Raw genomic sequence first — 24,575 nt, 5'->3', positions numbered from 1 at the left:
AAATTTAAAATCCGACTATTATAATATTCAAAGATTATACACTAGAGTGAAACTATATAAATTTAAATATTCTTTAACTAACTGTTTTTGAGAAGAATGCTAGATTTAAATAGAAGGCTTGTAGTAAAAAAACAGATTATGATTAGAATGATATCTTTTTCAAATTCTCCATAATAAAAATTATTTTATCAAAAAAGAAACACTAATTTCAATATAAAAGTACTCATTTTTAATTAGTTACAAATAAAAAATAAATAAATAAAAAAAAAAACATTTCAGGAGAGAAATTCAATTTAAAAAATAGCTATAAAAGAAATAACCCTATATAAAAAAAGCTTTAGACAAACATCTAAAGCTTTTTTAAACTCAAATTCTGAAAATTAATATAATGCAGACGGTATAAACTGCATGTTTTTTAAAATCAATCCGGATTTGCCAATATTTTATACAATTCGGCATTCGACAGATAAAACTGATTTTCTAAACTTATTTGCGAAAGCTTGGCGCTAACTAAATTGTTTTCTCTTGAATTGATCAAGAAAATCGAACTTTCTCCAAACGAAAATAATTTTTCTTCTGAGTTCAGCATCGTCATATAATCTTTTACTAAATTGTCAATTACAACTTTCTGTTTTCTCAAAGAAGCAATTTCAGTCTGTTGCGCTTTTATTTTATTTTTAAGTTCCAAACGTTGCTGGCCAATATCAAACTGCATATCTTGAATTTTCAGTTTTGCCATTTTTAAACTTCCTCTTTCTTTTCTTAAGAAAATTGGAAAACTGAAATCGATGTTAAACTTATAATCATCGGCGTTGAAATTACTCCAGTAATTGGGTTCTGAAATATAGTTGTATCCCACATTTATTTTCGGAAGCAACGAATTGGCTTTCAGCTGACGGTTGACTTCTAGAATATCCATTTTAGTTTCTAAAGACTGAATTTTTGGGTGCGAATCTAATGATTCTACATCGACCATCATGGCATCAGTTTTTAAAGTTTCTTCTATAGTCTGAATTAAGTTCTGCTCTGGTTTAACCAATTCTCCCAATTCAACAGGAACATTTTCAATCCATAAAAAATTGGCCAGTTTCAATTTTGCTTTTGCCAATTTTAAATTTCCGTTTTCAACATTCAGCTCTCTGTTTCTAACTGTAATTTTAGCTTCAACACTGTCAATTGCTGGCGCGTCGCCTGCTGCAATTAGTTTTTTAACACCTTCAAAACGAGTGCTGGCAAAACCTAAATAATTTTTATACAGTTCGGCTTCGTTGTAACTTTTTCTCCATTCAAAATAGGCCTCACTTGCTTGGTATAAAACTTCAATAGCTCTCAGTTTTCTTTGAGCGTCACTTAGTTTTACATTAAGTTTTCCTTCACGAACATCAGCCATTCTTTGGTTAATGAACATTCCTTGGCCTAACGCAACATTAATTCCAAGCGAAGTTAAACCTGCTTCTGGCGTTTTGTTCTGCGGGTTAAGATATTGCCCTTCTGTATCGTCAAAACCTGCTTTAACTTCAATTCCGTACCAAGTTGGAATTTTGAAACTGCTGTTTAATATCGAATAGTATTCTGTGCCTTTAAATTCTTTCTTATTGTAATCTACTTCAATTTTTGGATCAAATCCGCCTCGAGCCAGCATCAATTTTGCTTGAGCGTTTGTGACTTCAAGATTGGCTTGTTTTACCAAAGGATGGTATTTTTTTACATATCCCAAATACTCGATAAAAGTAAGTTCCTCTTGATTAAAATTCTGGCTCTGAATTGTAGAAAAACTCAATAGAAATAAGAAAGAAAACAACTTTACAAGATTTCTCATTTTACTTTTTCTCCTTTCCTTTTTCTTCTTTTTCTCCTGAATTATAATAGTTTGGCGGGAAACCATTTAAGTTTCGCCAAATCTCATACCAAACCGAAACGGTTTCCAGCAATGCAATACTCTGTGCTCCAGCACCAATACTAAGTTCTTTTGGCCAATGGCGATCTTCTCCATCTGGCGAAACCAGAATTCTGTATTTTCCGTTTGGACTAATAAAATTCTCTATGGCTACAACTTTACCCCCGTAAGTTCCATAAGACAATCCAGGCCATCCAGAAAATACAATTCTAGGCCATCCATCAAACCAGACGCGAACTTTTGCCCCTTTATGAACCAAAGGCAAATCGATTGGATCTACATACGTTTCTACCGCAATATCATATTTAGACGGCATGATGCTAACAACAGGAGTTCCTTCTTTAATGGTTTCTCCAAGACCAGCCAATAAAGCACGGTTTACATAACCGCTTTGTGGCGCTGTAATGTAGTACAAACCATTTCTAAGTCTGTAATTGGTATATTGGTTTTCTAGTTTGTTAACCTGAGCTTCTGTATCATATTGCGTGCTTAAAGCCGTAAATTTATCACTTCTTGATTTTGATATTTTCTCTGCATATTCAGCAGTGATTCTATTGATTTCTACTCTCGCATTTATCAATTCGTTTTTACTGCTCAGCAATTTATTTTCCTGCGTAATCACATATGCTTCTGACTCTTGCAGTTTTAATCTTTTCTGCTCAACATCTGTCATTGGTTTTAAACCTTCTTTGTTTAAAGCAGTCGAACGGTCAAATTGTGTTTTTGCAATTCGAAGCTGTGTTTTTACCGCAACCAAATCCATACTGTCACTTTTTATTTTAAGCTGTGACTGACGAATTTTGTTTTGCGCCTGCTGCAGTTTCAATTGTCTTTCTGTGTTAAGCGATTGTGCCTGAACATCAAGAGAATTAACTTTATCACTATACGATTCTACCGCCATTTTTTTGGCATCTACCTGCTGTTTGGTATTGTCAACCAAATTGGGATCTAGATAATCTTCTTTAATCTCCGAAATGTAAAGTATCGTATCTCCTTTTTTTACATAATCGCCTTCTTTTACAAACCATTTTTCGATTCTACCAGCAATAGCATTATGCACTGTTTGCGGTCTTTGATCTGGTTTTAAAGTCGTAACAGAACCTGTTCCAGAAATATTTTGTGTCCAAGGCAAAAAAAGACAGGCAACACAAAAAATCAAAAATCCGATTATGACTTTGTTTAAAATTTCGTAATGAGGTCTTCGGGCAACGCTTGTAATCGATTTGTATTTGCCCGGCGTTATAAGTACGTTGTTATCTTTAGATAGGTTGAGCATGATTAAAGCTTTATGTCGTTAATAATTTTTCCGTCATCAATCGTAATCATACGACTGCATTTGCTTTTCCAAACATCACTTTTAGAAGTTACAATAACCGTCCAGTCATTTTCTTCAGAAAGTAAAAAATCAACAATTTTACTCGAAGTAATATCGTCCATTTTATCAACTGGATCTTCTAAGAATAAGATATTTGGTTTACCCACAATACTTCTTGCCAAAAGAATTTTTTGAACATCAGAAGCAGAAAGTTCACGACCGCCGGGATGGATTTGATTTTCCAATCCGTTCTCAAAAGTTTTAATATACGGCGTCAGTCCAACATTATCTAAAGCCCATTTTAAATCATCGCTGTTTAATTCTTCATTTCCAAAAACAATATTCTCGCGTATGGTTCCTGCAAAAAGCGTATCTCCCTGCAAAAAAGTTCCTGCCTGAGCTCTGTATGTATCTTCGTTAAGGCGATTCATATAATTATCGGTAACATACATGGCACCGCTTACTGGTTCCAAAACACCCGAAAGAAGTCGCAACAAAGTACTTTTTCCTGCACCATTTGTTCCAGTAAGAATAATTTTTTCGCCTTGCGAAATTTTCAAATTAATATTTTTAAGCGATTTTTTATTGTGTTCTGGATAATGGTAACTGATGCTTTCGGTTTCGATATTTATTCCGTTTTCTGTCTTGCCTGAAGTCTGAGGAATGCATGAAGTTTCCATATCGGTTACCTGACCAATTTTTTCGACAGAAGTCAAAACATCATAGAAAGATTCCAATCCGAAGATGATTTTTTCTACTGAATTGATCAACAATACAATTACGATTTCAGCTGCTACGAACTGCCCTATGTTCATTTGGTGGTGAATTACCAGAAAACCACCGATCGATAATAAGGCAGCAGTAACAATTACTTTAAAGATAGTAAGCTGAATATATTGTTTTTTCATTACCTGAAAGTGTTTTTCACGGTAATTGACATAATTTGTTACGTAGCCATCATTTCTTTCCAAAGCATATTCAAAAGCTCCTTTCCTACGGAAACTTTCTCTGTTACGTGCAATTTCCTGAAGCCATGCTGCTACTTTATATTTAAATTTGGATTCGTTCAAACTGGTTTCTAAACCGTCTCTGTACGAAAATTTAAAAATGACATATAATATGACAATAAATAGGAGTCCGATTACCATAAAGAAAGAATGGTAAAGCACTAATAAAATAATCCCCAGACCAACCTGAAGGAACGCTGTACAGAAATCAAGCAATAGTTTTGCAGTTCCTTTCTGCACCATCAAAGTATCGAAAAAACGATTTGCTTTTTCTGGAGCATACTCTGAGTACATTTCTTTAAATTTAATTAAGGGCATTCTGTAGGCAAATTCAAAAGAAGATCTAACAAAAATTCGCTGCTGCAGATTCTCTACAATACGCAGTTGCAAAATAGTCAGCACTCCGCCAAAGCCTACTCCGACCGTAACCAAAATTACGAGAACGATCCACGAGACGCTTAGCTGTCCGCTTTGAATAAAATTAATAATGGCTTGGATTCCCAAAGGCAGAGAAAGATTTACTAACCCTGCAAACGCAGCATAGAAGATAATTTGATACACATCGCGCTTATCTAGCTGCAATAAGTTGTAAAATCGTTTGAATGGTGTCATGAATTTAAGTATAAATACAAGATTATTACATAGAATAAATATACGGCAAAAACCGCAAATATGGATTAAGATTCTCGTCCTAATCCTTAAAAAACAAGTATTTATGAATTCAGCCGAGGAGGTGGTATATCTATTTTACCATGAAAACCAAACGAGAAGATTGTGTTATCAATATATTTTTTCCCTTCAGATTCTATTAAAAAATAAAAATTAGGCATCAGTGATTCTGATGAAACCAAATATTCCATTAGAGGAATTCCTTTTGCTAATTTGGCTGTTTTGGTATCTTTTGTTTTGTAGTCTTCCAATTCTTCTGGAACTCCATCACATTTAAAGATTTTTTTCAGGAAGTTGCACGTAATGCCTTTTACTGTATAAGTTTCAGCATTATCGCTTAAGATTCTCCCTACGCTATTAGAAATATTTAAACTGCTAATTAGAAAATAGCCGACAAGCAACGCCTGAAGGCATTTGCATAAAAAGCTATTTTTAATTTTGTTCAACATATTCTAAAAAGGCTAAAAGTTTAATTAAATCACATCGTTTTTGAATCAAAATCTCAATGATTTAAGGCGTTTACTCTAATTTTAATGAGCGCGCAAGTTATACCCATTTTTTTTCTAGAACATTAAAATAACATTAGAATTTAGAATGATTAAAAACTTTAGAATTATATTAACAAGGCATTCTTACACGTCTGTCGGAATTATGTAACTACTAACAGCAATTCTATAACTCCTACAGAAATAGACACTTTACTTTTGGGTATCAAAAATTCGACGAAGTTTAAAATAAAGAAATAATACCGTGTTACCAATTACAGAAACCCGATTTAGAAACCCTTTAATACCTAATCTAGAGATGATCTACGCAAAAGATGATTTGACCCGATTTTTAGATGCTCAGAACAAACTTTATCTGACTGCTTTATCTGAAATTAAAAAAGGAAAAAAAGAAACCAATTGGATGTGGTTTATTTTTCCGCAGATTAAAGGTTTAGGAAAAAGTGCCATTTCTGATTATTATGCTGTTGCCGATTTAAAAGAAGCAACAGAATTTCTAAATCATCCTATTTTATCGAAACATTTAATTGAAATCTCGAAACTTCTTTTAACTTTTAAAAAGAAATCGGCTGAAGGTATTTTGGGCGAACTAGATGCTCGAAAATTGCATTCGTCAATGAGTTTATTTGTTCAGGTAGAAAACGCGCATCCTGTTTTTCAGGAAATTCTCGATACTTTTTTCTTTGGACATTTGGACCAATTGACTTTAAATTTTACTACCAATGAAATGTTCCTAGCGGAACAAAGAAATATGTAAAAAAGCCTCATAGAGATAAATATTAAACTCCTCCGGAGCTTTCTACTTCAAAAATAAAAAAATAAGGCTGATTCAAAATGAATCAGCCTTATTTCTGAAACTGCTTCCGCGGAGCAGAATATTTATAGCAAAGATTATCTTTGAGAATCAAAAAGCTCCAGCGGAGCGACATATAAATCTTTCTGAAACATCTTTTTTATTAGCTTTTCTCAAAATTAGAAACTCCTTTTTTAAGCCAATTCAAATATTCTTCGATATCTGGATTATAAGCTGAAGTTTCGTTGAGTGTTTCTCCATTATGGTCTACCAAAACATAAAATGGCTGTGCGTTTGTTTTATACGTCAGTGTTTGGAATTCGCTCCATTTCTGACCTATATATTTTAATTTTTTCCCAGTTATCTGAGAAGTGACCTGCTCGCTCGGATTCAGTTCTCTTTTGTCATCTACATAAAGCGAGATTAAAACCAAATCGCCTTTTAAGATTTTCTGAACCTTTTCGTCAGACCAAACGTTATCTTCCATTTTTCGGCAATTTACACAAGCGTGACCTGTAAAGTCTATCATAACAGGTTTTCCGATTTTTTTGGCATATTGCATCCCTAAATCATAATCGGTAAAAGCCATAATATTATGCGGTCCAAGCTCTGCTCCTTCTGGAAGATTTTGGGTTATTTCTTTTGAAGCGGAATTATTCAATCCGTTTGGAATTTCGCTGTAATGCATCGGTGGCGGAAAACCGCTAATCATTTTAAGAGGCGCGCCCCAAATACCCGGAATTAAATAAATAGTGAAAGCCAAAACCAAAACTCCTAATCCTAATCTCCCAACGCTTATATTGGAAACCGGACTATCATGAGGTAATTGAATTTTCCCGAATAGATAAAAAGCCAATGTTCCAAAAATAGCAATCCAAATTGCGAGAAACGTTTCTCTTTCTAGCCAATGCAATTGCAGAACCAAATCGGCATTTGACAGAAATTTGAAGGCAAGAGCCATTTCTAAAAATCCCAAAAAGACTTTTACAGAATTTAGCCATCCACCCGATTTTGGAAGCGAGTTTAGCCAACCTGGAAAAGCTGCAAAAAGTGTAAATGGCAAAGCCAAAGCCAGAGAAAATCCAAACATTCCGACAAAAGGTGCAATTCCGCCACGAGAAGCCGCTTCGACCAATAAAGTTCCTACAATTGGTCCTGTACAAGAAAAAGAAACAATTGCCAAGGCCAAAGCCATAAATAATATTCCGACAATTCCGCCTCTATCTGCCTGTGAATCGACTTTGTTTGCCCATGCATTTGGCAACATAATTTCGAATGCTCCTAAAAACGAAAACGCAAAAATCATTAAAAGCACAAAAAAGATCAGATTGAACCAAACATTTGTAGAAAGCGCATTTAGCGAATCTGCTCCAAAAGCCCAAGTTACGACCGCTCCCAAAAAGATATAAATAGCAATAATGGCGATTCCGTAAAAAACAGCTTTTCTAATTCCTTGCGATTTGGTTTTACTTTGTTTGGTAAAAAAACTCACCGTCATCGGAATCATCGGGAAAACACAAGGCGTTAACAATGCAGCAAATCCAGAGAAAAACGACAATAAAAAAATCGTCCATAAACTTCTTATTTCGGTTTTTGGTTCTCTTTTTTTGATTTCTTTCTGAGGCGTTTTTACCACTTCAGCAGGAATAATTTCTTCCGTTTTTTCTTTTATTTCAGCAACCGAAGAATCAATTGCAGCTGTTTTTATTTCTTCTTTTACTGCTGCTTCAATTAAAGTTTTTGCTTTCGCGGAAGGGCTAATGGCAAACTCCAATTCGTCTGAACTTGGCGGCAAACAATTTTCATCATTACAAACCATAAACTCAACTTCGGCTTTAATTTTGAAAGGTTTGGACGAAAGTATTTTAACGCGCTGTTTAAAAGTGGTTTCTTTTTCAAAAAACTTAATCTGCATCTTGAAAACAGGATCGTTAACCGTTTTTCCTTTTTCTTCTTTTACAGCATCTGTTAACTGAAAATCGGCGCTTTTTATAAAATTAAAATGGGTTGGAATCGGACCTCCGTCTGAAACTTCCTGACTGTATAAATGCCAGCCCGATTCTATAATGGCTTTTGCCTGCAATTCGTATTCAGTATCAGAAATTTTCTCGACACTGGTTTTCCATTTTATGGGATTGTATATCTGAGCCTTTACGAATATGGAAAACAGCAGGAAAAAGCCCAGTAAAAAAATATTCTTTTTCATGGGTAAAAATCTTTAAAAAGAGGGTTGAATAGCAAAAAACAACCCTCTAAGTATTCCGCTATACAAGTTAAATTGCTTACTAATCCAAAATACTATTTGATAGGGAAATACAAATTAAACTCTAATAAATAAAAAGGGTCAGATTATTTTAATGGTTTGAAAACGACTTCCATAGAATCAGCTTTATCTAAAAATGAATTAGCAAATTCCTGAATGTCTTTTGCCGTGATGCTTTTTACAATATCAACATAATTTTTAGGATCATTCATATCGTAAGCATTCTCAAAATAGTTATAAATCAAGTTCATGCTATAACTATTGAAGTTTTTGCTGTCTTCTCTCGATTTTAAATAATTTGTTCTTGTTTTCTCAATGTCTTCAGGAGCAATTTCTCCTTTTTTGATTTTATCAATTTCCTGATATACAATTGGCAGTAAATGCTCCACTTTATCAGCATCACAATCAAAATTAATCTGAAGATTTGCTTTAGAAATCGGAAGTTTATCCATACTTCCTCTTACTTGCGCACCGTAAGTTCCGCCTTCTTTTTCGCGAAGACTTTCGGTATAACGCAAAGTTAGAACATCACTTAAATAGGAAACTAAAATTCTATTTTTTTGAGAAAAAGCAACATCTTTTACGAAGGCAATTCGAACAGAACTTTTTGGAGTTTCCATTTTGATGAAAACATCTCTGTCAATTTTATTCGATGTCCATTTCGGAACTTCTGTTTTAAACTTTTCTTTTCGTTTGATTCCGTTTATACTCGCAATATATTTTTCTAATAAAGGTTTTAAAACTTCTGGCGTAACATCTCCAACAATATAAAATTCAAAGTTTGAAACATCTGCAAAACGGTCCAGATAGAAAGCTTTCATTTTATCAAAAGATAAATCGTCGATATATTTTTGATTGAATGGCTGTACTCTCGGGTTGTTTTTTCCGTAAACTACAACAGATAAACTGTCATCCATTTTTGCATTGATATCGTTTGCTCTGTTTTTAAGTGAATTTTGCAATCTTTGTTTTAAAAGCGCATACATCTGATTATCAAATCTTGGCTGTACAAAACGCAAATGAATCAATTGCATCATCGTTTCAATATCTTTTACATTTGCAGAACCTGAAATGGTTTCTTTAAGCGAACTGATACCTACAGAAGAATTAGCAATTTTTCCTTTCAAAACTTTATCTAAATCAACATTAGAAAGTTCTCCAACTCCAGACATCATCGCCAAAGTTGTCGTACGCCCAATTGACGGAAGATCTTGTGGTTCGTACAATGAAGTTCCGCCAAAACTTTCTGCTTTAAGCTCTACCTCTTTTTTATTTTTATCTGCAAATTTGTAATGCACTTTTACGCCATTGCTCAATACAAAAGTGGTCGCATCTATTGCCTTTTCTTTTTTCTCCGAAACAATTTTTCCTGAATTGATTTTCAGATTTCCTAAAAGTGTTTTTCCTTCAAAAGTATCCACATAAGGCTGTAACGAAGCATCATTTTCTGCTTTCTGGATAATATCAAAAGCTTTTTCTTGCGTTAAGTTGTTTTCGTTTTCTACGCCTGTAACCGCTACAACACGATTTTGTGCCGTATATAATTTACTGATTTGCTCTTGAAGAATTTTGGTATCAACATTTTTCAAGATGTCTTTTACCATTTCAAATTCTGCTTTTGGATCGGCAATGACTTCATGATTTAAATAATCATCTTTTACCATTCCGATAACATCTTTATGCGAAATCTCATTTAGTTTTTCTAAATAATTTTCGTAACCTGAAATATTTTCTGCAACAGCTCTTTCAATTTCTCCTTTAGAAAAACCAAATTTATAGGCGCGAACCCATTCATTCATTACCATTGCAAAAGCTTCCGCTTGTTTTTCTGGTTTTGGAGAAACGCTCAAAATCCAGATATCATTCAAACGGGAATAACTTTGATATCCAACTGATGCGCTTTTAAATGGGCATTCTTGTTTCTGCGCCATTTCGGCTAAACGATTATTTAGAATAGAAAAAGCAAGACTTCTTTGAGTAGATTTTTCTAATTCGGCATAAGTTCCTGTTGGTTTTTCCGAAACATGGCGAATCATAAAACTGATGCCTGAAGCCGAAATTTCTTTGTCTAAAGCCAATTTGAAGGTTGGTTCTACTCTTTCTGGAATAGCAATTTCAAAACGTTTTTTAGGATTTACTGGTGTCGGAATATCTGCAAAAAGTTTTTTGATTTTTGCTTCGATTTCATCTGCATTAATATCCCCCACAATTGCGATTGCCTGCAAATCTGGACGATACCAATCTTTATAAAAATCTTTTAAAACTTGATATTTAAAGTTTTTAATGATTTCCATATCGCCAATCGGCATGCGATCTGCATAAAGCGAATTGTTGTAATAATACGGCGCCAACTGATTGTAGATTCTGGCTCTTGCATTTTGTCTCGTACGCCATTCTTCGGTAATTACACCACGTTCGGCATCAATTTCTTCATTCGTAAGCGATAAAAAATTAGACCAATCGTGCAAAACCAGCAAACAAGTATCGACAACTCCACCATCTTTTGACGGAATATTATCTAAGTTGTAAACGGTTTCGTCTGTGCTTGTATACGCGTTTATATTTCTGCCGAAAACAGCACCTTGTTTTTGAAGCGTGTTCAGGATTCCTTTCCCTTCAAAATTTTTCGTTCCGTTAAACGCCATGTGCTCCAAGAAATGCGCCAAACCTTTTTGCTGGTCGTTTTCTAAAATCGATCCAACATTCTGAATGATGTAATAACTCGCCGTATTTTTATTGACATCTGTCGGATAAATATAATACGTCATTCCGTTTGGAAGTACACCTTTTTTAATTTTTTGATTGACCGCAATTGGGTCTGTTGCTTTAAAGTTTTGCGCTTGCGCGAAAGTTAAACTTCCGATAAAAAGAAGTAAAACTGATATTTTTTTGCTGTATTTCATAAAGCTAATATTAACCTTTCAATAATTTATCAAGTTGCACTCTCAACTCTGGATTTGACGGACGAAGCGCATCTGCATTGATAATGTTTCCTTTTGGATCAAACAATAAAAATCTCGGAATCGCATTTACATCGTAGTTTTTAGCTACATCAGAACCAAAATCTTTATCTGCCATTAACTGAATTCCTTTTAATTGTTCTTTTGTAACATAATCTTTCCATTTTTGTGCGTCTTTTGGTTTATCTAACGAAAGACTTACAAAAACAATATTTTTTCCGTGATAATCTTCTTCTATTTTTTTCATGTGAGGAATCTCTGCTTTACATGGTCCGCACCAAGTTGCCCACAAATCGATGTACACAAATTTACCTTTAAAATCAGAAAAAGAAACTGGTTTGTCGTTAATGTCGTTGTATGTAAAATCTAAACCTTTTTGTCCCACATTTTTATGCAATACTTTTTCATATTCTAATAAAAATGTTTTACTCGCATCAGAAATCATGAAAGGCTTAATGCTTGGCGCAATTTTTTCGTATTCTTCAATTTTCATTCTTGAAGTGGCAACTTCTTCACGAAGGTATGCGTCTTTTAATGCTGGATCTGTAATATGAGTAATCGCTTCTGTTAAGTCCAAACGTTTTGGTTTCTCTCCGCCATTAATGCTTACATAGAAAAAATAATTTGTCATTAAAGAAACTCCATTTGCTAATTTCAACAAATCTGGATCTGTAAACTTTTTGTCTGTCATCCAAGTTTTGATTACTGCTGGACGATCGTCTTTGTCTGGAAACACAGATCTTGGCATTCTGAAAAAAGTATACGTTAGTTCTTCAACATCTGTTGCTATAGCCAATTTTAATAGTTTATTGAAGTTGGCATCTTTCGTTTTAATCGATTTTGAAAATTCATCTGCTTTGGCAAGACCTTTATCAATAAAAGGATAAAATTCTACATACGATAGATTTTCACCCAAACGGGCAAATGGCGCAAATTCGTTGTAGATTTCATTTGCTTTTTGCACCAAAGCATTTTGTCCAATATTCTTTCCGCTTAAAACATAATCCTTTTTATTAACCACAAGATTAATATCTAATTTCGGTTCTAAGTACAAGCGAATTAATTGGTTTCTGCTTTTAAATTGTCCGTAATCTACATAATAAAAGCCAGCAGCTGAAACTGGTGTCATAAAGCCGAATTCCCCCAGCGAATTGACTTTTGCGGTAGCAGCAACGACTGGCTTTCCGTCTTCAACATTGTAAAGTGTAATTTCTTTTGTTTTTAAATCTGGAATTGAAATTGTTCCTCTAATTACTGCATATTCTGAAAGGTTTGCAGCAAAACTCACTTGAACCATGATGAAGGTAAAAATGAAATAAAAAATGTGTTTTTTCATAGTTTCTTTGTTTTTTGGTTGATAGTTTTAAATTGAAATCCTCATGGATTGATCGCCTTGTTCAATAATAAAATCTCTTTCTTTAGTTTCTTTCAGTTTTTTAAGATTTTCTGGATTAAATAAATCTTTGGCTTCAAAATCATTGATTTGTGTAACTTTTGCATCAATTTTCACTTTTTTTAAATCTTCATTCTCCTGATCAATAATTTTCTTTACAATAAGATTTTGGTTTTCGTCAAAATCTAAAATGAGTCCGCTTAAATAAAATGAAGATGCTTTTTTGAAATTTTTATTGGGCTCCAGATAAACGGTTTTATCCAATAAATTGATTGTAAAATTGAATCGTCGGATTAAGTCAATTCCGAGAGATCCATCGGCGAAAGCCCAGTTTTTATTGGCTTCGTCATATTCCTGCAAAGCAATTGTCACGTTTGGAAAATTGTTTCCGTTTATGGCAACATTTGGAATAGTGCCACCAACAATTCCAGTTTGTTTTCCTAAACTGAAATTGACTGATTTATATTCGGTTTTTAGACTTGCTTCTAGATTGTTTTTATGATTAAAAGGTCCATAAGCAATTAAGTCGTAACCTGCTCCAGTATCAAAAGTGAAACTGCCTTCGACTGTTTTTTTATCTTCAAAAGTCAGATTCATTTTTACTACCGGAAGTCCCGATTTATAATCAAAAACCAATGGCTTTGCTTTTCCCCAATAATTAAAATTTCCGAAATTGTACAAGTCAATTGTCATGGTGTCAAAATTGACCGATGTGATAAAATTTCGAAGCAGATTTGCACCAAACAATCCGTCGTAAACACCATGTTTTGGAAAAATAACCAAACCTTGATTTTTCAGAACCTGATCGCCAATATAAATGGTATTATCTGCAGAATATTGCACTTGCTGACTTCCGCCAACTACAGACGCCGATTTACTTTTGGTAACGACAACTCCAGCTTTGTACGCGCTGTCTGGATTAAGCGCCATGCCGTCGGCGCCTGTATCAAAAAGCATTAAAAATTCGCGATCGGCTTTATTCAGTTTTATTTTAATGGCAATTCCGTTTTCTATAATTTCAAACGGAATACTTGCTACTTGTTTTACTTGCGCGTGTCTGTCAACTTTGTACAAAGAATCGAAAAAAGTCACATACAGCATTTTATTTTCTGAATTGAAAACAATTTGAGACGGCTTTTTTTCTTTTCCATTAAAACAAAAATCTACCAAGACAAAAGTTTCATTTTTAATCGCCACAGATTTTCCAACCTGAATGGAATCTAAAGCAGGAAATGCTTTAAAAATTCCGTTCAAATAAAATTCGTTTGCAGAAGAATCTCCAACACCAACAGTAAATTGTGGTGCCAGAAGATCTTTCATTTCGGCAAAACTCTTGTTCTGAAAAGCTTTTTCGAAAGTTTTAATAGATTTTTGAATGCTGTTTTGAGCATGAATTGCACAACCAGAAATCAATATTAAAAAGAATAGTATCTTTTTCATTTCGAGTTACTTTTGTAAAGTATAAGGATTGTCTGTTTTCTTTTCTACGCCAAAATCTTTTAGTAAAATGCCTTCATATTTTGTGTATTCTTCTGCCGAATAAAACGGTTTCATTTCTTCAATAATTTTTTTGAAAGAAGCTAAATCATTCGTTTTTTCAAACTCTTTTTTCTTGCGCTGTAGAATCGTAAACACGTGATTTGAAACACTTGCAGAACCATAATCTTTAAAAAGCTGTTTGGCATTTTTTAAATAAAAATCATCATATTGGCGCCCAATTCTTAAACCGCTTATGATAACAAAGGGAACTTCAGCCGTTAATGATGGCTGTGTTTTTAAATAAGCATCGGCAGTTTCAAAAGAAACATTTCTTTTTCCGTTCAAATAAGCGTCTTTGTAAAAATCAGGATAGTCTTTTTCTTGAATTTCTGAGTTATACTTTTTGAAAATTCCTTTTTTAGCCAAGTCTTTAGCGTTTTCAAACAAAGCTGTAAGCTGTTCTACGCTTTTAAATCCTGATTCAATATCAATAATTTTCCCTTCAGAATTCATCAGTAAAAAAGTCGGAAAACCAGTTACGCCATATTTCATGCATAACTTTTTACCGATTTCTTCTTTCAAAATATCTGATTTGAAAGTGACAAAATCAGTGTTTAAAACTGTAGCAACTTTCGGGTCTGGAAATACTTCTTTGTCCATTTGCGCGCACGGCATACATCCTGTAAAATACAAGTCTACAAAGATTAGTTTTTTCTCTGTTTGTGCTTGTTTTTTAGCTTGTTCCCAACTTTCTTGAGTTGATTGCGCTTGTGCTTTTAAGGCAATAGATGGACAGGCAAGCAGCAAAACTGCGCTTGCGATTCTAATAAATCGTTTCATAAAATGTGGGTATTTAGCCGAATGAATTTTGAGAATTCATTCGGCTTTGATTTAACAATTTTTAATTACCTAGCTCGATAAGCAACATCAACAATTTTACACAACCCAGAGTAACTATAATCAAGTACCAAATCTCCATTTACAGGAGGAACTGTAAATAATTCTAATTTGCCCGTTGTGCCGTAACTTCCAACAATTAATTTTTTATTGTACAATTTATTGGCTCTTGCATTGCAATCTAGATACGTGATTTCTTCACTGCCTTTGTCGAGCATTAATTTTGCAGTCTGAGTTCCGTTATCATATTCGTATAATTTTCCTCCAACTGCATAAAACAAGTAACCAGAATCTGGACTTACAGCAAATTTTGTGGCTTTATCAAAATCTGGGGCGTTCAAGATTTCTTTGTAATACACTTGTGTCAAAGATGTATTAAATCTCAGCAGGTGAAATTTACCTGTTGTAACATTCCTTAAAACAGCAAAGTTTTCATATGAATTAAAGTTTGAGGTCGTCATAAATACCAAGTCGCAATTGGTATTATTCCAATCTAAAACAGTTGGAGAACCTGTTAGCGGAGGCATCGCAGAACAATTTCCTTTAGATAAATTGTAGCGCACAAAACGACGCTTGTCTTTATCATAAAAAACAGAAGGACCGCCAAATGTTCCTCGATTCTCAGCAATAAAAGGTGCTGCATAAAAAGGTTTTGTCTCTGTATCTAAAATATTTTGAGGCAGACCATATCTAATTTGATTCGATCTCACATAAGTATAAATATTTCCTTTACTGTAAATTATATTTTCAGCTGCTGCCGCCGATTTCATAAAATCAACTCCAAAATTGGTGTCAAAAGAACCGCCAACACTTTCGTAAGCTATATTTTGAGATTGTGCCCAAGCAAAAGAGTCTGGCTCCAATCTAGCCGTACCAGTTTCTGTAGAAGTAACATAAATCCCGTAAGTATTGGAAGTAGTAGAAAGTGCTGTTCCAAAACACTCGACATCAACTGCTTTTCCTCCCAATTTTAGAGCAGAACCTACTGCGTCTAAAACGTTGAAAATAATACGTGTAGGACCGTTCGGAATTATAGAAACCATATCTAATCTTGGTTTTCCGTCAGCATCACCTATTACTAACCAGCCTTCATAAATAGCAGAAACTACATTTAGCGTAAAAGGTTTTTGCTGCCAAGTAACTCCAGTAACGTTATCTTTAATTAAATAGTAAACCTTGTATTCTCCAGGTGCTAATTTTACTAAATCATCAAAATCTTTTTTTGTACTTAAAACGTTTCTAGTAGTCTTTATCGCCACCCACTCAAACGAATAGCGATTAGGATCGGATCCATCATCTTTGGTTGGATTCAAAACTGGAGACAATTGAAAACGTTCTCCTGTATAAACTGTATATGCTTCATCAATACCAGTTACATGAAAAGTATTGATATTCTCATAATTATAATTGCCTTCGTCGCTTACACAACTATTCACTAAAGCCATTAGGAACAGCAAAGCGATCTTTATTTGTATCTTTTTAATCATTTTAATATGTTTTTATATGAAATGAATTTGATAATTATAGAACGTACATTTCTGTGCCATCTTCTTCGTAAATCGTATTTCCAGATTTTTTCTGATCGGCTAAATATCGCTTCATGAAATTTTGATAATACATCACGTCAGGAACCGTTAATCCTGGAGATCCCAGTTTCTGTGCAAACATTTCTGGTTCTAAGTTCATTAGTTCGCACATTAAAAAGAATTTCTTGGCAGTAAAAACCCCCAAATAAGCGGCAAACCATCCTGGAGGTTGCGTTAATTTGTCGTCAAAAGTTAGTTTAAATCGAATAAAACTCATGGTTTTTCCCGTGATAGAGTTCACTACTTTTGTCTGCATCTTTGTGGTAAACCATTCATTTTCTTCGAGATTCAGAACCAAAGTATACTGATTGGTCTTCATATCTGGAGTTCTATAAAAGGCAACATCTACTGTATCTACCCTTTTTCCTGCATGAAGGTAAATTTCTTTGGGAAGCGAAAAATGGGTTCCCTCAATAGCTGTACTTGACGGATCTATAGTAAGTTTTACTTTTCTGTCTACATCACTTAAGTTTCCTTGAACTCTAATGGGAATTTTGAAAATTCTTCCTATAATAGCTGGTTTGTCTAAACTGAAACTAAACCCCGTACTATCACGAACAGGTTCGCTAATTCCGTTGGGTGCATACAAGGCATTAGAAAAATAAATATTATCTGTGTCTTGGTACGTTGCAATTTCTTCTTTCTCGCAAGATGTAAATCCTAAAAAAGAAACGAAGATTATACTTAAAATCAATATCTTATTCATATTTAATCTTTTAAATTATTGAAAGTTAATTTCAGAATCTGGCAATGGCACCACGTATTGAACCGCGCTCATAGTGACATTTCCTGATGATGCCGAACCGTTTGGAATAGCTGTAGAATTGATTCTTTTATAATAGAAAAACAACTGTCCTTCTCCTATAAATTCTTTTCGATATTCTTTTGTAACTTCAGTTGTCAAAACTGCCGTTGCTGCCAAATTTGTGAGGCCTCTGTTAAAACGAAGTGTATTCAAGTACGATATTCCAGTTGCGGGAACAGTTGAAGTTTCTGCTGCGATTAAATACATTTCTGAAAGTTTAAACATCGGAATCTGAAAACGAAATATTTTAGTCTTATCTGTAACATCTTCATATTTATAAAATGTTTTCTGAGTTTTTCCTCCCACAATTGGAATTTTCCAGCTTGGAAGACTTCTATAATCATTATCATTCGACTCAAAAACCGCGTTGATTCTAGTCAATAATGGAGAATATATTTTATCATCAGCCAAACTAGAATCAAACAAATCTTTTTGTTTGGTATATAAAGTATAATCGCTTAATGCAAAGAAGTTTTCTGAAGAAAAAATACGATCAGGATTTGCGGTATTTGTTGCGTCTAAAAAGGTTGTCCAAGGAAAAAATGTATTTGACTTTGTAAAATTTATCACTTCATTTGCTACAGCAGAAGCACCTGTTTTATCGCCAGAATACAATAGAACACGAGCTTTTAAGCATTTTACTGCCAGATAATTCATTCTGTTTCCTCTGTTTACTGAATAATACGGGTTTCCTCCAAAAGCTCCAGATCCTACGTATTTTCCAGTGGTCAAAATAGGATCGTTTGCCAAAAGAGTTAAAGCCTGATCTAAATCTGCAAGCACTTTTGTGATTACATCTTTAGCTGGCAAAATTGGATTATTGGTTGTTACGTACTTATCATAATAAGGAATTCCTGGATCAGCAGGAGCTACTTTGTAAATAGGTCCATAAAGACGCAGCATATCAAAATGAAGCATAGCACGAATCGCAATCGCTTCACCTTTTAGCATGTCGGCTTTTTCTGCAGAAATTACACCAGTATGCTCTTCTATGCTTTCTAAAAATTTATTAGCAGATAAAATAGTTGTAAATGCTGTTTCCCAAATACTTGTAAAAATTTCTTTAGGCTTTTTTTCGGCATAGTTATAAGTTGCTATTAGCGATTTATCAGGGTACGAAGTCATATTATACTGCTGCCCCAAAATCTCAACAGCATCCATACTTAGCTGTTTACCATAAAGATTATTCGATGACAATTGCAGATAAAGTCCGTTGTGCACATTCTGTACTCCTGTCTCTGAGTTATATAACTGCGATTCTAGAATTTTATCCTGCGGCACCACATCTAGAAAATCACTACAGCCAACAGCTGTAATAGATACTAGAAAAAGGAATGAAATTTTATATATATACTTTTTCATACTAATTAAAATGATAGGTTTAAATTCAGTGAATAGATTCTTGAAAAAGGATATTCAATACCGCGTTCTGCCTTCATAGAAGACACTAAGAAAAATTCGTTTGCGATAGCATTCAATCCTAATCCTGTTAATCCTGCTCTTTTTAACCAAGCTCTATCAGTTACTCGATATCCTAGACGAATAGATTCTCCTGAGATATAATCATCTTTTTGAATAAAGCGAGAAGATATTGGTGTAGCATTTGTTAAGCCAATAGCTTTAAACTGCGCTATTTGTCCTGGTGTTGTCCAGCGATCTGTAAAAGCTCTTGCATCTTGATTATCAAAAATATTATCCTTCGAAATATTTTCTACTTTGTTGTATAGGGCATTGTTAAATCTTTCTGCACCAAAGCTGTATCGCACAAATAATCCGAAACTAAAACCTTTGTAAGTCACGTTTGTAGAAACAACTCCTGTGGCAATTTCTCTCGAATTTCCCATTACAACTTCATCTTTTTTATCTAATGTAAAAGTCGTTTGTCCATTTTTCTTCAAGAAAATTTCTCTTCCTGTTGCTGGATCAATCCCAAGCGAAGGAACGGCCCAAAGGTCGTTGCTGCTTGCGCCATCGTAATAACGAGTAAGGCTTGTTGTTTTTTGAGCAGCGTCATTTAGAGAGGAAAGAGCATTACTAAAACCACCTAATTTATTATCTCCCGAAGCTCCCATTATACCAATGCCCCAGATAAAATTCTTTTGAAGATCATAGATAAAATTGTAGTTCAGTTTCCATTCTAATCCTTGTGTAGTTAAATAACCAACATTTAGCGGATATGAATTTACTCCTGTCGATGCAGCCATGTTTAGCGCTACAATTTGTGGCGAGGTTTTACGTCTGTAAGCGCCCAGTGTTGCTGTCAGTCGGTTTCTAAACATTCCTAAGTCTAATCCAACCGATAAATCTTTGGTTTTTTGCGGTTCCAAATTAGGATTTGCCAATTGAGAAACAGCTAATCCAGGACCAAAAACGTTAGTATTAATATTATAGGAGTAAACATCAAAAGAAGCAAAACCTACTAAATTCTGATTTCCTGTCTGTCCGATATTTGCACGAAGTTTAAAGATATTGACAATGTTTTCGTTCATTTTGAATTCATTGTTGATATTCCATCCAAAACCTACGCCCCAATATGGAGAATATTTTTTATTAGTTCCAAAGTTGGTTGCTCCCGAAATGGTTTGTGTAAAATCAAATAAATATTTTCTATCGTAAGCATAGTTGACCTGATTGGTTAAATCAATGCTTCTAATTAACTCGGTAAATACTTTAGGCTTTCCGTTTGGCTCGTAACCAAAAGCAAATGCAGGATTACCGCCAACGCCTAATGGAAACCCTCTTAGAGTCGTACCATAGGCATTATTTCTGGTTTCTAACGCTGAAGCTCTAATAGTGTAATTGAATGAATGCACATTATTAAAAACATTAGAATATGTAGCACCAAGATTGGCGTTCCATTTATCTGTAATTGCTTCATTTTTGAAATAAGATCCTTTTTCTGTTGCAATATCCTTAATATATCTAGTGTCGTCTGGCGATACAAAAACAGTTGAAATCGTACTATTTCTAGTTACCGATAAAGCTCCTGTTGCTTTGATATGCGAACTTACATCATAATTGATAGCAAAATTATTGGTAAAATTGAAGACGTTTGATTTATCATAACTTCCCAAGAAAACATTGTAAAGCGGATTAGGAGCTTGATTTACCACAATATCTTTTGCTTCTAGTGGTAATGAAGAACCATCCAAATAACGTGTTATAATTCCATTTTCATTATATTTTGGATAGTACGGACTTGCTTTTGCCCAAGTTTCAAAAGAACCATAAGGTGATTCTTGATTATCTCCTCCAGAAACAAAAAAGTTATTATTAATGCTGAATTTATCTTTTCGGTAAGTTAAAGAAGCATTGTACCCCCAAGTATTGTGCTCAGTCCCTTTCATAGTTCCTGTCACTTTTTTATAATTTCCTGCGATATTGAATCTAAATTCATCACTTCCACCACCGAAATTCAAACTATGTCCAGAAGTAATCCCCATTTGGATCGGCTCGCTCAACCAATAGGTATTAACTCCACTACGCACTGCTGCCAAACGATTTTGATATACTTTTTGTACTTTAAAATCATATTCAGAAGCATTATTAGAAGTGGTATATACTCCTGACAGTCTTTCAAATTCCAGTTTCTGCTCAGCATTCATTAAATTATAAACACTTAAATCGGCTAATTCGTAAGCTGAATTATACACATAAGAAAACTGTAATTTTCCTGGAATAGGTTTATTGGTTTCGATAACTACAACCCCATTTGCCGAACGTGAACCATACAATGCAGTCGAAGCCGCATCTTTTAATAAAGTGATGCTGGCAATTCTGTTAATATCTAAATCTACCACCTGCTGTAAAGTTGTCGGAAACCCGTCCAAAATAAACAAAGGCTGATTTGGATCATCTTTAAACTGACTATCAACTTGATTGGCTGTTAAACTTGTCTGCCCTCTCACCTCTATAGTTGGCAGAATATTTGGGTTTGAACCTGCAATATTGTTATTGACAACAATAAAAGAAGGATCTAATGATTTTAAAGCTTGCACCGCATTTTGCGTAGAAATTTGTCTTAATTCTTCTCCTTTAAAAATAGTTACTGCACCCGTTATCAATTCTTTTTTACGAACTGTAACTCCAGTATTTACCACCACTCCTTCAAGTTCTCTGCGTTCTTCCTGAAGTTTTACATTAATTATTTTTCTGTTATTAACTTCTATAATTTGCGGGCGATGTCCAATATATGTGAAAAGAATTTGTCCATCATCTGGAGCAGTAACAGTATACTTTCCGTCAAAATCGGTTTGAGTTGCTACGCCTGTGCCTTTTACTCTTATGTTTACGCCAGGAATTGGTTCTCCCTTGTCATTTGTAACAGTTCCTTTGATTTCAATAAATTTTGATTCTAGCGCTACAACTTTTTCAACAGCTTTCCTCTCTTTTACAACAATCGTATTTCCAGCAGAAAAACTAAAATCAAAATCCTTATTGGAAAAACTGGCTTCCAATAAATCATTCACTTTAATTTTTCCCTTTTTTAAATGTACTTTAGGTAATTTTTTAAATAAATCTTCCTGATAAATAAAAGTATAGTTGGTCTGTTTTTTAATAATGTCAAAAACTTCGTCAACAGATACTGTTTTATCAGCTGTAATTACAACTTTCGTGTTTTGTGAAAATAGATTTACGGGAGAAAAACCAAAAATTGTAGTACAAAACAAGAAGATAAAAGTTCTCATAATGTTAATAATTAGCCGCTTTCTAAAATAGAAATAGGCACTGGTTAATTTAAATTTCATAAATTTACATGTTAATTGGTTGGTTGGTTAATAAAACTGACTTACTGGTTGATACACAGAAAGGGATAAAGCGCAGTACGGTGAGAGGTCTAAACTTTAATCCCTTTTCTTTTTTATTTGATTATAATCTTATTGTCTTTTTTCTCATAGGCATTAATAAAATTAATATTCTTGATCGTGGTTAATATGTCTTCTAGTTTCTGATTCTTATTTAAAACCCCGTTAAACTTAACATTGCCAAGCGCTGGATCTGCAAACACAATATCAACATCATACCACCTTGACAAAACTCTCGCAATATCTTTTAGAGGCATTCCTTTGAATACAAACAATCCTTTTCTCCAAGAAATTTCATTGTAAACATCTACTTCAGAAACACTTATATTTCCGTTGTACTCTGTTATTTTAGACTGCTGGTTCGGAGTCAGAATTTGTTTTTTAGCAGCATTGCTAACCGCTACCACGCCTTGTACCAAAGTGGTATAAATTGCAGGTTCGTCTCTGTAAGCCTTAATATTAAATTCAGTCCCTATAACTTCAACATTCTGCTCTTGGGTCTTCACTTTAAATCTTGAACCTTTGTGTTTGGTGCTTGGCGATACTTCAAAATACGCTTCTCCATAAACCAATTCTACTTGTCTGGTTTGTCCATCAACAAAAGCAACTGGGTATTTTAATTGTGATTCTGAGTTTATCCATACTTTGGTGCTGTCGGCAAGCTGCACAAAAAACTGCCCGCCTCTCGGAATCGTTAAAAGGTTATTGGCAATTGCTGCAGATTTTCCGTTTGAATTGTAAACCAATTTTTCTCCGTTACTAGAAGCATTTCCTTTTGTGTATGATTTTCCTTTTTCTAATGCAATAACAGAACCATCTTCAAGAGTCAGAGTTGCTTTATCACTTCCGATTAAAATTTCTTTATGCGCCACTTGCGGCGTTTCAATCTTAAGCGGATTTGTTTTGTTTATTATCAATGAAATTGAAATCAGCAATAATAAGGACGCCGCCATTGCAGTCAGTTTAAAAGCTGTTTTGGTGTAAAATGGCTGAATTGGTAGTATTGGAGTTTCTTCAGATTGAATGGCGTTTTGAAGACGGGTTCTCATTTTAAACTCGAGTTCTTCCTTAGACCCTAATTTTTCGTCCCAATCCTTATCGGTTTGGAAACTTTCGTAATAATTCAATAATTTATTATTCTCCTCGAGATTGGTATCACCGGAAAGATATCTATTTAGTAACAGTAAGAAATCCTCTTTTTTCATTTTTTATTGTATAATTTCGGGAGTATATGAGATAAGTAACCAAAAAGGAATATACCCCTTAGTCCAAATTGTATTTTTTTTGATTTTTTTTGAAAAAGAATTAAAAAAGAAGAAAAACCACACACCATCAACCCAAACACTTCATTTTATTTTTTGCTAAAAGATATTTTTTGTTAGCCATAAAATCATCGCCACACTCATGCTTTCGCCCATCGAAGAGCGAATGGTATGTAGCGCTTTTGTAATATGGTTCTCGACTGTTTTTGTAGAAATATTAAGCCGTTCAGCAATTTCTTTATGACTTAGTTGTTCTTCACGACTCAGTTTATAAACGGCTTGGCATTTTTCTGGAAGCGATTCGATTATTAAATTCAGCTGTTGCACAAGTTCGTCGTGCATTAACTGTGTTTCTGGAGTTGTAGATAAGAAACGTTTTTCTAAATCATCAAAAAGTTCAACATGAACTTTGTCTTTGTTTTTTCTCAGATGATTAAAAACCTGATATCTCGCACAGGCATACATATACCCTTTTAGCGAAATATGAATTTCAATTTTTTCGCGATTGTGCCAGATATTCATGAAAATATCCTGAATGATATCTTCGCACAATTCTTTATCTTTAATCACATTGTATGCAGACATAAAAAGTGCCTGCCAAAATTTATTATACAATTCTGTCAATGCCAATTCATCGCCGTCGCGAAGACGATCGATTAAAATCTGATCCTGATTTAAGGTGGAATTTGGCAATGATGGTTGTTTATGAAGATTGAATAATTCGCAACAAACTTAATAAATTCCCTTAATAATCCTAATTTGTTCTTAGCATCAGAGACTTGCGTCTACATTAAATATTAATTTTAACAGCAGATTAACTTTAAAGAAATTCTAATTTTGTTTATGAAATCATCCAATTTTTTAAACATAAATAAGATTCAGAATTAAAATAAAATGAATTTTTTAAAATCTGAAAGACAAACTCTTGTTACGTTAAA

16 protein-coding genes are annotated in these 24,575 nt (G+C 34.0%); 1 reads left to right on the top strand and 15 read right to left on the bottom strand.

The genetic code is table 11. The features are described from left to right. Window positions 1-421 precede the first annotated feature (421 nt). The 4 genes from DMB71_RS01350 to DMB71_RS01335 all read right to left on the bottom strand — a co-directional run bounded on the left by DMB71_RS01350 (window position 422) and on the right by DMB71_RS01335 (window position 5,337). Window positions 422-1,819 carry a TolC family protein gene (locus DMB71_RS01350; RefSeq protein WP_111363007.1) on the bottom strand — a complete coding sequence of 466 codons (1,398 nt, stop codon included), beginning with the start codon at window positions 1,817-1,819 and terminating at the stop codon, window positions 422-424. 1 nt (window position 1,820) lies between these two features. Then, a complete protein-coding gene (locus DMB71_RS01345; protein ID WP_111363005.1) occupies window positions 1,821-3,173 on the bottom strand; it encodes an HlyD family secretion protein in 1,353 nt (450 codons plus the stop codon). Window positions 3,174-3,175: 2 nt separating this feature from the next. Further along, complete coding sequence (locus DMB71_RS01340; RefSeq protein WP_111363003.1) at window positions 3,176-4,831, bottom strand: peptidase domain-containing ABC transporter; 1,656 nt, start codon at window positions 4,829-4,831, stop codon at window positions 3,176-3,178. Between the two features lie 101 nt (window positions 4,832-4,932). Continuing rightward, on the bottom strand, window positions 4,933-5,337 hold the full coding sequence (locus DMB71_RS01335) for a hypothetical protein (protein WP_111363002.1): 405 nt from the start codon (window positions 5,335-5,337) through the stop codon (window positions 4,933-4,935). A 355-nt stretch (window positions 5,338-5,692) separates the two neighbouring features. Between DMB71_RS01335 and DMB71_RS01330 the strand changes: the two genes are divergently transcribed. Then, window positions 5,693-6,151 carry a DUF1810 domain-containing protein gene (locus DMB71_RS01330; protein ID WP_111363000.1) on the top strand — a complete coding sequence of 153 codons (459 nt, stop codon included), beginning with the start codon at window positions 5,693-5,695 and terminating at the stop codon, window positions 6,149-6,151. A 199-nt stretch (window positions 6,152-6,350) separates the two neighbouring features. Here the strand turns inward: DMB71_RS01330 and DMB71_RS01325 are convergent, their stop codons facing one another. The 11 genes from DMB71_RS01325 to DMB71_RS01275 form a co-directional block, all read right to left on the bottom strand. Next, the gene (locus DMB71_RS01325) at window positions 6,351-8,393 is read right to left on the bottom strand and encodes a protein-disulfide reductase DsbD family protein (protein WP_111362998.1); all 2,043 of its coding nucleotides are present in this window, start codon (window positions 8,391-8,393) and stop codon (window positions 6,351-6,353) included. A 143-nt stretch (window positions 8,394-8,536) separates the two neighbouring features. After that, on the bottom strand, window positions 8,537-11,353 hold the full coding sequence (locus DMB71_RS01320) for a M16 family metallopeptidase (RefSeq protein WP_111362997.1): 2,817 nt from the start codon (window positions 11,351-11,353) through the stop codon (window positions 8,537-8,539). 10 nt (window positions 11,354-11,363) lie between these two features. Next, window positions 11,364-12,746 carry a TlpA family protein disulfide reductase gene (locus tag DMB71_RS22135; protein WP_239452897.1) on the bottom strand — a complete coding sequence of 461 codons (1,383 nt, stop codon included), beginning with the start codon at window positions 12,744-12,746 and terminating at the stop codon, window positions 11,364-11,366. A 27-nt stretch (window positions 12,747-12,773) separates the two neighbouring features. Then, window positions 12,774-14,243 carry an aspartyl protease family protein gene (locus tag DMB71_RS01310; RefSeq protein WP_111362995.1) on the bottom strand — a complete coding sequence of 490 codons (1,470 nt, stop codon included), beginning with the start codon at window positions 14,241-14,243 and terminating at the stop codon, window positions 12,774-12,776. A gap of 6 nt (window positions 14,244-14,249) precedes the next feature. Continuing rightward, window positions 14,250-15,122, bottom strand: a complete 873-nt coding sequence (locus tag DMB71_RS01305) for a thioredoxin family protein (RefSeq protein WP_111362989.1) — start codon at window positions 15,120-15,122, stop codon at window positions 14,250-14,252. 65 nt (window positions 15,123-15,187) lie between these two features. Next, on the bottom strand, window positions 15,188-16,666 hold the full coding sequence (locus DMB71_RS01300; protein ID WP_111362987.1) for a PKD-like family lipoprotein: 1,479 nt from the start codon (window positions 16,664-16,666) through the stop codon (window positions 15,188-15,190). Between the two features lie 34 nt (window positions 16,667-16,700). Then, window positions 16,701-17,471 carry a DUF4843 domain-containing protein gene (locus DMB71_RS01295; protein ID WP_111362985.1) on the bottom strand — a complete coding sequence of 257 codons (771 nt, stop codon included), beginning with the start codon at window positions 17,469-17,471 and terminating at the stop codon, window positions 16,701-16,703. Between the two features lie 15 nt (window positions 17,472-17,486). Then, window positions 17,487-18,932 carry a RagB/SusD family nutrient uptake outer membrane protein gene (locus DMB71_RS01290; protein WP_111362984.1) on the bottom strand — a complete coding sequence of 482 codons (1,446 nt, stop codon included), beginning with the start codon at window positions 18,930-18,932 and terminating at the stop codon, window positions 17,487-17,489. A gap of 5 nt (window positions 18,933-18,937) precedes the next feature. Beyond that, window positions 18,938-22,258, bottom strand: a complete 3,321-nt coding sequence (locus tag DMB71_RS01285) for a SusC/RagA family TonB-linked outer membrane protein (protein ID WP_162614749.1) — start codon at window positions 22,256-22,258, stop codon at window positions 18,938-18,940. 173 nt (window positions 22,259-22,431) lie between these two features. Next, window positions 22,432-23,580, bottom strand: a complete 1,149-nt coding sequence (locus DMB71_RS01280; protein WP_111362981.1) for a FecR family protein — start codon at window positions 23,578-23,580, stop codon at window positions 22,432-22,434. 156 nt (window positions 23,581-23,736) lie between these two features. After that, window positions 23,737-24,330 carry an RNA polymerase sigma factor gene (locus tag DMB71_RS01275; protein ID WP_111362979.1) on the bottom strand — a complete coding sequence of 198 codons (594 nt, stop codon included), beginning with the start codon at window positions 24,328-24,330 and terminating at the stop codon, window positions 23,737-23,739. Window positions 24,331-24,575 lie beyond the last annotated feature (245 nt).

It is taken from the genome of Flavobacterium tistrianum (assembly GCF_003254545.1).
Taxonomy (GTDB): domain Bacteria; phylum Bacteroidota; class Bacteroidia; order Flavobacteriales; family Flavobacteriaceae; genus Flavobacterium; species Flavobacterium tistrianum.
Note: the sequence above shows the minus strand (reverse complement) of the source record. Positions and strands in the feature narration are given on the sequence as shown.